We start from the raw sequence: 11,560 nt of genomic DNA, 5'->3' as shown, positions 1-11,560 counted from the left end.
CGCCGGCGTCCTTTTTGAAAATGACAAAATTTTAAGGTTTTGTTAAGAACTTGTCACCAAATTGACATTACCCTGGGCCCCCGGCTGTGCTATAATCAAGTCGCCTGATGAAAGTAAGAATTGCAGGAGGTTATGAACTATGTCGGAACAGCAGACACCCGTTCTTGCCAAGGCAGAGGCGCCCGCCGCCCCCGTCCAGCCCGGTCCTACGCCGCCCGGCGCGCCTTTGAAAAAGAAGCGGCGCAAGCGGAATATACGCAGCATTATTACCGCCATCGTGCTGTTAATCGCCCTGGCCGTGTCCGGCTATTTTCTTTGGAAAAATGTTCTGTCCGATCCGCCGGAGGACAAGGGAGACGTGTTGACCGACTTTGCCTACCGGGGCTCCATCTCCAGTATGGTGCAGGGCAGCGGCGTGGCCCGGGCCAAGTCCACGGAGACCATCACCCTCACCGCCAGTGGCACCGTTCAGGAGGTCTATGTGGCCGAGGGGGACCAGGTCACGCAGGGGGATCCCCTCTATGCCATTTACAGCGAGGCCGCCCACCAGGCTGTCACCGACGCGGAGAAGAATATTTCCAGCCTCCAGGAGGAAAAAGCCGGCCTCTTCAAAGACCGGGCCGACCTCCAAAAGGAGCGGGCTGACCTGGTGGAGGAGCGGCAGGAGATCGAAAAGGACATTGACAAGCTCACCGTCCGCGCCCCCTTCTCCGGCAAGCTGGTCCAGGTGGAGGACCTGCACAAGGACAACAACCTGTCCGCCAATACCAAGGTAGCGGTGCTGGTGAACGACAAAAAGCTCCGCCTGTCCCTCTACTACAGCTACGCCTATGAAAACGACATCAAAACCGGCCAGAGCGCCCAGGTATCCATTCCAGCGGTAATGGGCTCCTTCCCCGGCACGGTGGAGGCCATCAACAAGGTCAGCTTCATCACCCCCGAGGGCTCCAAGTGCTTTGAGGTGGTGGTGGTCATGGACAATCCCGAGACGCTCACCGAGGGCATGGACGCCTCTGTGGCGCTCACCGCCGCCGACGGCACCGCCATCTACCCCTACCAGAACGGCCAGCTGAAATATTACGAGACCCGGGAGATCACCACCGCCCTGGACGGCCCCGTGGTGGAGAGCCGCCTGCTCAACTACGCCGACGTCACCGAGGGCCAGGCCCTGGTGATCCAGGGGGATAAGGAGGTCCAAAAGCGCATCAAGGACAAGGAGGACGAGATCGCCGCCAAGGACGAGCAGATCGCTGCCAAAGACGAACAGATCGCCGCCAAAGACGAACAGATCGTGGACGCCCAGAAGAAGCTGGCCGACGCCCAGAAGGCCCTGGGAGACTTTAACGCCGTGGCCTCCATCAGCGGCACGGTCATGTCCTGCTCTCTGGTGGCGGGGGAAGACGTGGAGAGCGGCAAGGTGGCCGTCTCCATTGCCGACACCGCCATCATGACCGTCACCATCGACGTGGACGAGCGGAACATCTCCGGCATCCAGACCGGCATGACCATCGACCTCAGCGACTGGGACGGCAACATTTTTATGGGCATTGTGGACGCGGTGAGCCTGGAACCCAAGTCGGAAAACGGCATCACCACCTACTCCGTCTCCGTGCGGGTGGATAACCCGGACGGCGCCATGCGCAGCGGCCAGTCCCTGGACTACAGCTTCGCCGCCAACGAGAGCCTGGACTGCATTGTGGTCCCGGGCATCTGTGTGCGCTATATCAGCGATATCGAGGGCAACAACATCTCCGTAGTCTATCTCAAGGCGGACAGCGCCCCCGACAACGCCATTGAGCTCTCTCCCGAGGTGCAGAAGGACGTGCCGGAGGGCTTCTACGCGGTCCCGGTGGAGGTGGGCCTGTCGGACAACTCCACGGTAGAGATCAAGTCCGGCCTCAACGAGGGGGACGAAGTCTTTACAAACTACAATAAGGAGCAGGCCGACAGCTGGTAAGAACCTGCATTCATAGCCGGGGAACGCTGGACGGCGTTTCATGGCTGTGAATCCAGGGTTCTGATTCCGCTGCCGGGCCTGACCGGAGGTGACCGCGTTGCTCATTCAAATCCAAAACGTCTTTAAAATTTACAACGAGGGCTTCGAAAACGAGGTGCGGGCCCTCAACGGCGTCTCTCTCTCCATCGACCGGGGGGAGTTCGTCGCCATCGTGGGCCAGTCCGGATCCGGCAAGTCCACGCTGATGAACATACTGGGCTGTCTGGACATCCCCACCTACGGGGACTACCACCTGGACGGCACTGATATCACCGAGCGCAGCGACCGCCAGCTCTCCCACATCCGCAACAAGCAGATCGGCTTTATCTTCCAGGGGTTCAATCTCATCCCCACCCTGTCCGCCTATGAAAATGTGGAGCTGCCTCTGGTCTATCAGGGCATCCGCGCCCGGGAGCGGGAGGAACGGGTCATGGACGCCCTGGAGCGGGTCAATCTGGCCGACCGCTGCGAGCACAAGCCTACCCAGATGTCCGGCGGACAGCAGCAGCGGGTGGCCATTGCCCGGGCCATTGCCACCCATCCCCCCATCATCCTGGCCGACGAGCCCACCGGCGCCCTGGACTCCAAGACCGGCCAGCACGTGCTGGAGATTCTCCGCAGGCTCTATAAAGAGGGGACTACCATTATTCTCATCACCCACGACAATGGCATTGCCGCCACCGCCCCCCGTGTGGTGCGCATCTCCGACGGCGTCATTATCGAGGACAGACAGCAGGAGGTGACTTGGCTGTGAATCTGGTCCGCTCCATCAAAATGGCCTTTAAATCCATCGTGGCCCGGCGGGGCCGCACCTTCCTGACCATGCTGGGCATCATCATCGGCCTGGCCGCCGTCATCACCCAGATTACCTATGTCAAGGGACAGAGCAAGGAGATCATGGCCTACTATGAGAGCATGGGTACCAATCAGATTCAGATCTCCGCTTACAAATGGGGCTCCGGCAGCGCCAATCTGTTCCAGAGTCTCTATGACTACTGCCTCCAGTTAGACGACCTGGTGGAGGGCGTCACCCCCAATGTGTACATCTGGGGCACCGTGCAGTACGGCACCAAAAATTCCGACACCATGGATTACTCTCCCCAGCTCTACCTGGGCAGCGACCAGTGGTCTTTGTGCAACAACTTTACCATCAGCCAGGGCCGGGATCTCACCTATCTGGACATCAAGGCCGCCCACCAGGTCTGCGTCCTGGGCTCCCGGGCCAAGGAGCTCTTCTTCGACTACTCCGACCCCATCGGCAAGACCATTACCCTCAGCGGCGTCCCCTTTGAGGTGGTGGGCGTCTACGCCCGGAAGGATTTTTCCGAGTCCGCGGAAATGGGCTGGTCTCTGGACAACGTGATCGTATTCCCCTACTCCACCACACGGGCCCTCGCCGCCTCCGGCCAGGATTACTCCGATATGAGCGAATTTGTGGCCAAGGCCAAGAGCCGGGAGGCCCTCACCGAGGCCGTCACCCGGCTGGACGGCTTCCTGGCCGGCCTCATCGGCGACCCCAGCACCGGCAACAGCTATGGGCATTACAGCGTCTACAGCCCGGAGCAGGGCCGGGAATCCACGGAAGAGGCCAACAAGAAGCAGGAGAACATGATGGCCGGCGTGGCGGCCATCTCCCTGCTGGTGGGCGGCATCGGCATTATGAACACCATGCTTGTTACCGTCACCGAGCGCACCCGGGAGATCGGCATCCGCAAGGCCATCGGCGCGGAGCGGCGGAGCATCATCGCCCAGTTTCTCATTGAGGCGTGCATCATCTGCGGCATCGGCGGCCTGCTGGGCATTCTGGCCAGCTATCCCGCCTGCTGGATCTACTGCCGGAAGGAGCTGGGCTATATTGTCAACCCAGACGCCTCCATTATGATCACAGGGGTAGTTGTATCGGTGCTTCTGGGCGTTGTATTCGGTATGTACCCCGCCATCAAGGCCAGCGGCCTCCAGCCGGTGGACGCCCTGCGGGCTGAATAAGAATCTGTATTCACCACCGGGGCGGCAAAAGAGCCGGACAGTGTCCAACGGTTATGAAGACAGGTGCTAAGAACCGTCTTCCCAACTCCAAGAGAAAAGGAGAGAGAAACCTTATGAAATTAAAACGCATTGTCTCCGCCCTGCTGGCGGCGGCCGTTCTGGCGGGGCTGTTGATCCTCCCCGCCGGCGCGGCGGCGGACGGCGCCGGCTTCAACGACATCAGCGACCCCGAAATTGCCGAGGCCGCTGAGATTCTCCGCCTGCTGGGCGTGGTCAGCGGCACCGGCGGCGGCTTCAATCCCGGCGGCATCCTTACCCGGGCCGAGTTCTGCAAGCTGGCCGTGGATGTGATGGACAAGGGCGCCCTGGAACCCGCCCAGCGGGGCCGCACCATCTTTCTGGATGTAGGCCCCAAGCACTGGGCCCGGGGCTACATCAATCTGGCCTCCTCCCTCACCACCTCCGGCGATATGGTGGGCACGGGCTCCTCCTCTGACGGCGAGCAGGCGGCGGACCGCCTGATCATGGGTGTGGGCAACGGTACCTTCCAGCCCGACCGCCCCATCACCTATGGGGAGGCGGTGGCTATCCTCGTGCGCATTCTGGGCTATAACACCAGCGACATCTCCGCCGGATCGGCCTGGTATGACGGCTATCTGGCCGTAGCCCGGCAGAACGGCCTGGCCGACGGGCTGAGCCTGGACGGCGGCTCCCACCTCACCCGGGGGCAGGCCGCTCTCCTCTTCCGCAACCTGCTCTTTACCGACCTGAAAGACAGCGACCAGTGCTATCTGGTGGCCAAGCTGGGGGGCAAGCTCACCGGCGACACGCTGGTGCTGGACATCAGCACCAACGCCAGTTCCGGCTCCAACACCGTCACCGTGGCCAACGGCACCGCTGTCCTCACCCCCAAGACCAACCGCGCCTCCCTCTCCTCCCAGCTGCGGGGCACCCGGGGGGAGATGGTCCAGGACCGGGACGGCAACTTCCTCACCCTGCGCCCCAGCAGCACCGACACCCTGCGCCGGGTGAGCGTCTCCGGCAAGGTAGACGGCAACTATATTACCGTCTCCGGCGGAGAGCAGATCACCATTCCCCACACCACCACGGTCTGGAGAAACGGCGAAGCCACTACCTTTGATAAGGTGTGGACCTACCTCTATTCCGGCACCCCCCTGGTGCTGTGCTACAGCGGCGCCGGCAAGCTGGACTACGTCTATCTCTCCTCCGCCTCCGAGGCCAGCGAGGACGTGATGGTGGCCCGCACCAAGCCCAACGGCACCTCCAACCCCTTTGTCGCCCTGACCAAGGGGGACCCGGACTATCAGATCTACAAAAACGGCGTCCCCGCCACTGTGGCCGATCTGCGCCAGTACGACGTGGCCACCTATGACCGGGGGGCCAAGATCCTCTACGTCTCGGACACCCGCCTCACCGGCATGTATGAAAACGCCTATCCCAACCCCACCGCCCCCGCCACCATCACCATGCTGGGCCAGGAGTTTACTGTCCTTCCGGGCGCTGTCAGCGATCTGTCCGCCTTCCGCCCCGGCAAGACGGTCACTTTGCTGCTCACCGCGGACGGACGGGTGGCCGGCGCGCTGGACACCACCGTGGCCCGCTCCACCACCGTGGGTGTGGTCACCGCCTGCACCTCGGACAGCGCCAAGGTAGAGCCTCTGCTGGACATCTACAACGCTAAGGGCGAGCGCATTGTCTTTGAGGGCAACCCCGGTCTCAGCGCCGCCAATGCCGAGCGCATGGTGGGCCAGCTGGTCACCATCTCCTCCGGCATGGAGGGCCGCATCAATCTCTCCCGCCTGAGCGGACGGGGGGCCAGCGGACCCATGAGCGTGGCCGGCCGCACCGTCAACGGCGTATCTCTGGCGGAGAACGTGCGCCTGTTTGAGCGGGTGGGCACCGGCCAGCCCAAGGAGATCGAGTACAGCCAGATCACCCGGGAAACCGTCCCCGCCTCCAAGATCCTCTACGTGGGCAAGGACTACGCCGGCAAGATCAACCTGCTCATCTTCGACGATGTCACCGGCGACCAGTACAGCTACGGCTTCGCCCGCTTCGTCCCCGCCCAGGAGACCACCGGCATGGAGTACAGCAACGCCACCATCACCGTGGAGAACGGCGGCTCCAGCGACACCCTGATCTGCGGCACCACCTTCCACAACCGGGAGGCCATCGGCATCGCCGCCTCTCTGGAGACCATGGACGGCTCCCACAAGCTGGCCGGCTCCGTCACCCTCCAGTCCGCCTCCAACGTGAAGCGGGAGGCCTACGACCCCGACACCAAGACCATGGTGGTCAACGGCATCACCTTCCCCGTCTCCGAGGCGGTCTGGTGCTACAACCGCACCACCGGCCACTGGTTCTCCGCCGGCCTGGCCGGCCTGGAGGAGGCCCGCTCCTACTCCAACACCATGACCGTCTACTATGACAAATCCCCCGAGTCAGGGGGCAAGATCCGTATCGTAACCGTCTCCTGAGCGCCGGAACACCCCCATCCCGCCGGCGGGATGGGGGGATCGGCTGAAAAATGGAACTATGCCCGCAAGCCCTAAAGGGCGCGCTGCAGTTTTTATTCTGCAGCGCGCCCTTTTGTCTTCTTTGTCTCGTTTCCCGCCTTCCGGCTCAGTAAGTCTCCAGCTCGCCCTCCCACCGGGGGGCCTCACTGTCGTACAGGCCCAGCTGGTCCAGGACGCGTACGGCAAAGAAGTCGGCCAGCTCCTCCAGGGAGGCGGGCTTTTGATAAAAGGAGGGACACGCCGGCATAATCACCGCTCCGCACTGGGAGAGGGTGAGCATATTTTGCAAGTGAATCGTATTAAGAGGGGTTTCCCGCACCGCGAGAATCAGCCTGCGCCGCTCCTTCAGCACCACATCCGCGGCCCGCTCCAGCAGATTGTGGGACGCCCCGTGGGCGATGGCCGACATAGTGCCCATAGAGCAGGGTACTACCACCATACCGTCTGTCCGAAAGGAACCGCTGGCGATGCTGGCCCAGATGGCATGGACGTTGTGCCAGTACAGCTCCTGGGAGCGGTAGCGCACCCGCAGGGCGGCCTCCACGGCGGCGGCGTCCCCCTCCGGCCAGCCCTCCAGCTCACTCCGGGCCACCAGGGCCCCCGCGTCCGTGACGCACAGGTGGACCCTGTGCCCCAGGTCCAGCAGCCGGCGGAGCACCCGGTCGGCGTACAGGGTGCCGCTGGCCCCGGTGACGCCCACAATAAACTGTTTCATACGGCCCTCTTACTGGTAGTCCTTCAGATTCACCTGGGGATAGCGCACCCGCTCCAGGCAGCGGCTCTCGTCGCTGAGGGTGGCGTCGATGCCCATCTTGGTCTGCACGCCCCGCTCGTCGGAGCAGGGATCCAGCTCGTGCCCCTGGGCGTTGGGCACGTAGAAAATGTCATTCTCCGGGATGACCCGGTTGGACAGGGCCCACATCACGTCGGCGGGGTCGTAGATATCCACGTCCTCATCCACCACAATGACGTTTTTGATGTTCACATAGGTCATCATTGCGGCCAGGGCCACGTTTTTGGGCTCTCCGGGGTTCTTCTTGCGCAGCCGCACCAGAGCCAGGAAGCCGGAGCCGTAGGGAGGGATGTGGACGTTGATGACCCCCTTGCTTACGTAGGTGGTGAATTTTTTCAGCAAAGGTTCCCGGGGCAGCACATTGCCCAGGTTGATATGCTCAAAGGAGGCGCCGTTAATAGTCTGGTAAATGGCCCCCTTCCGGTGGGTAATGGCGGTGACGTGGATAATGGGGCTGTTCCAGGGGGCGGAGTAGTGGCCGGTGAACTCTCCCAGGGGGCCCTCCAGCTCCCGCTGGTTGGGCAGGATCTCCCCCTCGATGATGAACTGGGCCTCGGCGGGCACATAGATGTCGTTGGTGACGCACTTGACCACCTCCATAGGCCGGCCCCGGACGGCGCCGGCCACCTCCATCTCGTCCCCGTCGTACCGCAGGCCCGCGCCCACGTAGACCACCGGGTCCGCCCCGATGGCCACCGCGATGGGCAGGGCCTTGCCCTGGGCCTCGGCGGCGTCGTAGAACTCCTTCAGATGGCGCCACTCGTTGATCATAATGCTGATCTTATCTTTGCCCTTGACGTGCATCCGCTGGAAGGAGAGGTTCTGCCGGGTGCCGTCCAGCTCCTTGGAGACGATGACGCCGCCGGTGATGATGGGACCGCCGTCCTTGGGGGCGTGGACCGGCACCGGCAGACGGCCCATATCAATCTGATCCCCGGTGAGCACTACCTCCTGACAGGGGGCGTTCTCCACCGCTTTGGGCTTGATGGGGTGCTCCAGCTTATCCGCCAGAAAATCGGTGATCTCCTCCTTGGCGCAGCCCAGGGCCACGGCGATGGCGTCCATGGACCCCAGCAGGTTGCCGCACACGCCGAACTCCTTGCCCTTGACCTGGGGAAAATATCCCGCCCGGCCGCTGGGCTCCAGGGTGGCGATGACCGAACCGATCTCGTGGTTCCAGTCCACCTCTTTCTTTGCGGTAAACAGCAGGTTGTGCTCCTCCAGCGCCTGGAGGAAGGTTTGCAAATCCCGGATTTCGCTCATGTCCACGTCTCCTTTTCTCGTTCCAGTCGTCTCATTCAATCATTCCAGACAATCCGCCAGATCCCGGGCCATCTCCCGGGCCCGGGCCAGAATGGCCTCCTCGTCCGCTTGGGTGAACTTTCCCCCGGACAGCAGGACGCGCCCGTTGACCACCACGGTATCCACCCCCCGGCAATCCCCGGTATAGACCAGGGCGGCCTCGGCGCTGCCGCACACCGGGCAGGTCTTTACGCTGGCCATGGGGTCGTAGAGGACAAGATCCGCCCGCTTCCCCGCCTCCAGAGAGCCCACCAGTTTATCCAGCCCCAGGGCCTTCGCCCCCTCAATGGTAGCCATGCGCAGGGTCTCATGGGCGGTGAGGCTCCGGGGGTCCCGGGAAAACGCCTTTTGCAGCAGGGCCCCGGCCTTCATGGTCTCCAGCATGTCGTTGCTGTTGTTGGACCCCGCACCGTCGGTGCCCAGGCCCACGGTGAGGCCCAGATCCAGCAGCCTGCGCACCGGCGCCACCCCGGAGGCCAGGTACATGTTGGACACCGGGTTATAGGACACCCTTACCCCATGCCGCCGGTAGGCGTCCAGTTCCTTCTCCCCCAGGGCCACGGAGTGGACAGCCAGCAGATCCGGCCCCAGCAGGCCCGCCTCCTCAAACCAGTCGATGGCGTCTGTTCCAAAGCGCTCCTGGCTCCCTGTGTTATCGCTGCCGGTCTCAAACAGGTGCATCATAATGGGAGTGCCGGTTTTACCGGCATAGGCCCGGGTCTGGCGCATCAGGCTGTCGCTGAGCCCCCAGCTGGCGGCGGGGGCCAGCCAGAGGGTCATCATGCCGTCCCCGGTCTCGTACCGGGCGCGGAGATCGTCCACGTCGGCAAAGATGGACTCGGCGTTCTCTACCACCTCGGGCCGGCCGATGTCCCGGTAGCCCCGGCCGTACACCATGCGTATGCCCAGGGCCTTCGCCCGTTCCAGCTCCGCGATGCCCAGGCCGGGCACCGGCTGGTGCTGCATATAGTCGGCCACAGTGGTCACGCCGCTGCGCAGGGCCTCCAGAATGCCCAGATCCACCCCGGCCTCCATGTGCCGGGGCCGCAGGGCCGCACCCACCGGGGCCATGGCTTTGGGGAACCACTCCTCCAGGCTCAGATCGCTCCCCCGGCCCTTGGTCAGCTCCTGATAGAGGTGGGTGTGGGTATTGACCAGGCCGGGCAGCAGGATTTTCCCGCCGCCGTCCTGAAGCCGGGCCCCCTCCGCCTCCGCCTGGGCGCGGATGGCCCCGCTCTCCCCCACGGCTGAGATGGTCCCGTCCTCTGTGTAGAGGATGCCCCCGTCTGGGTAGGTCCGGTCTTCCCCGTCCATGGTGAGGACATGGACGTGAATCCATCCCCGGCTCATCCGTTCTCCCGCTCCTTATTATAGAGTTCTTTTCCCTTATTGTAAATAAGGCAGACCTCCGCCAGCTTTTTGGCCAGATCGGTGGCGGTCTTCATGCCGATCTCGTCCTCGGCGGCGCCCTCCGCCCCCCGGTCCTGGGACCAGACCTTGCCGCCGGTGTAGCCGCCGGATTCGTTGGTGACAATGTTGATGGCCCGGGTGCCGAAGAGGTTGATGAGGTCGGTGACGGTCTGCTCCTGACCCCCGTTGCGGGTGCCGCCCACGCCAATCGCGGCCATGAATTTGTTGCGCAGCATTCCGGGGTAGCAGTGCATGGCCGGGCGCATCCGGGAGCACACCGCGTGGATCTGGGGCGTGGCGGACATCACATACACCGGGGAGGCCACCAGAATGCCGTCCGCCTCAATCAGCGTTTCAAAGAGGGGCTGCATATCGTCTGGAATGCAGCACCAGGTCTTCTCCCGCTTACAATAGCCGCAGCCATTGCAGGGGGCAATCTTTTTGCCCCGGACCGTCACCAGCTCGGTCTCCACCTCCGGAGAGAACGTCCGGGCGGCGGCCAGGGCCTGCTCCAATACGTACTCCGTCGCGCCCTTCCGGGGACTGCCGCTCAATCCAACAATTTTAATCATGAGTTGGGTTTCCTTTCCGTTCCGCCCGCGGGCGGTTTATGGTGTTCAAGCCTGTGAATCTCCGTAAATCAGCTTCTGCCGGGTGTAGAGGAAGCCCCTGTGCCACCCTACGCTGAGCAGAAGGGCGTGTGGGTGGCGCTCCGCGGTCTGTCCCGCCCAGGTACCCAGGGCGGTATTGCCGCCGGCCATTACGCCGGAGTAGTTGAGCAGGTACTCGTCCAGCAGTTCCTCCCGGATGAGCTGCCAGATATACCCCGGGGCCTCCACCGACACATGGGACAGGCCGCTCCGGCGCAGCAGAGACAGCAGCCCGGCGGTATCCGCAACTTCCTCCCCGGCGGTGAGCACCCGCAGCACGCTTTGGTCCTCTCTCAAATCACAGGGGCTGTCAATCAGGCGCACCGGCTGGTCCAAATGCTCCCGCAGCCACGCGCCCCCCACCTGGGAGGTAAGAATCACCGGCCGCTCCGGCAATTTCAATGTAGGATGCTCCAAAGGCACATCCCGCCCGTCAATGGACACGATGAGGTTCAGGGGGGCGGCGTCCTGTTTTCCCAGCCCCCGCCGGGCGGCGATGAGGTCCGGATCCGCCAGATCCGCCCGCCAGGCCCGGCTGGGACGGGCCTTCAGGGTGCCGGTGCCCAGAATTACCCCGTCGGCATAGGCCCGGCACACGTTCATGATCCAAAAGTCCGTCTTCCCCCCTATGGGGTCCCGCCGGTTCTCCTTGGAGATGAGGGTGCCCTCCGGGTTGTCGGGGAAGCCCATCTTCCCGTCAAAAGAGAGCACCATACACCCGTAGAGATAGGGCCGATCCGCCGGGGCGGGCGGGAATTTCAGCTCCCCCAGCACCGCCTTTACCTTTTCCGGCGTCTCCATGGGGCTGTCCGCCGTCAGGGCGGAGAGCAGCTCTGGATTGGGGTAATGGACGGGAAAACCCATCTCTTCCACAGAAAAGGCCATT

The 11,560-nt window shown here is 63.2% G+C and carries 9 protein-coding genes; 4 read left to right on the top strand and 5 right to left on the bottom strand.

What is annotated here, in order from left to right; all coding sequences use genetic code 11:
- Nucleotides 1-139 precede the first annotated feature (139 nt).
- The 4 genes from D1159_RS12070 to D1159_RS12055 all read left to right on the top strand — a co-directional run bounded on the left by D1159_RS12070 (nt 140) and on the right by D1159_RS12055 (nt 6,480).
- Nucleotides 140-1,957 carry an efflux RND transporter periplasmic adaptor subunit gene (locus D1159_RS12070; protein ID WP_161845916.1) on the top strand — a complete coding sequence of 606 codons (1,818 nt, stop codon included), beginning with the start codon at nt 140-142 and terminating at the stop codon, nt 1,955-1,957.
- 97 nt (nt 1,958-2,054) lie between these two features.
- Nucleotides 2,055-2,750 (top strand): ABC transporter ATP-binding protein, encoded by a 696-nt coding sequence (locus tag D1159_RS12065; RefSeq protein WP_161845915.1) that lies wholly within the window; start codon nt 2,055-2,057, stop codon nt 2,748-2,750.
- The gene (locus tag D1159_RS12060) at nt 2,747-3,982 is read left to right on the top strand and encodes an ABC transporter permease (protein WP_161845914.1); all 1,236 of its coding nucleotides are present in this window, start codon (nt 2,747-2,749) and stop codon (nt 3,980-3,982) included. The genes D1159_RS12065 and D1159_RS12060 overlap by 4 nt, the downstream gene beginning before the upstream one ends.
- A gap of 113 nt (nt 3,983-4,095) precedes the next feature.
- Nucleotides 4,096-6,480 (top strand): S-layer homology domain-containing protein, encoded by a 2,385-nt coding sequence (locus tag D1159_RS12055; RefSeq protein ID WP_161845913.1) that lies wholly within the window; start codon nt 4,096-4,098, stop codon nt 6,478-6,480.
- Nucleotides 6,481-6,625: 145 nt separating this feature from the next.
- On the opposite strand, the gene D1159_RS12050 is transcribed toward D1159_RS12055, so the two are convergent.
- Genes D1159_RS12050 through D1159_RS12030 form a run of 5 tightly spaced genes read right to left on the bottom strand, consistent with a single transcriptional unit; the run spans nt 6,626 to nt 11,559 of the window.
- A complete protein-coding gene (locus D1159_RS12050; protein ID WP_161845912.1) occupies nt 6,626-7,234 on the bottom strand; it encodes a flavin prenyltransferase UbiX in 609 nt (202 codons plus the stop codon).
- Nucleotides 7,235-7,243: 9 nt separating this feature from the next.
- A complete protein-coding gene (locus tag D1159_RS12045; RefSeq protein ID WP_161845911.1) occupies nt 7,244-8,575 on the bottom strand; it encodes a UbiD family decarboxylase in 1,332 nt (443 codons plus the stop codon).
- A 39-nt stretch (nt 8,576-8,614) separates the two neighbouring features.
- Nucleotides 8,615-9,964: an amidohydrolase gene (locus tag D1159_RS12040; RefSeq protein ID WP_161845910.1), complete on the bottom strand. Its 1,350-nt coding sequence runs from the start codon at nt 9,962-9,964 to the stop codon at nt 8,615-8,617.
- Nucleotides 9,961-10,596, bottom strand: coding sequence for a flavodoxin family protein (locus D1159_RS12035; protein ID WP_161845909.1), 636 nt, complete (start codon nt 10,594-10,596; stop codon nt 9,961-9,963). The genes D1159_RS12040 and D1159_RS12035 overlap by 4 nt, the downstream gene beginning before the upstream one ends.
- Before the next feature lie 45 nt (nt 10,597-10,641).
- Complete coding sequence (locus tag D1159_RS12030; RefSeq protein ID WP_161845908.1) at nt 10,642-11,559, bottom strand: dihydrofolate reductase family protein; 918 nt, start codon at nt 11,557-11,559, stop codon at nt 10,642-10,644.
- Nucleotide 11,560 lies beyond the last annotated feature (1 nt).

Source organism: Pseudoflavonifractor sp. 524-17 (assembly GCF_009935845.1).
Lineage (GTDB): Bacteria > Bacillota > Clostridia > Oscillospirales > Oscillospiraceae > Pseudoflavonifractor_A.
This window is presented reverse-complemented; position numbering and strand designations above follow the sequence as displayed.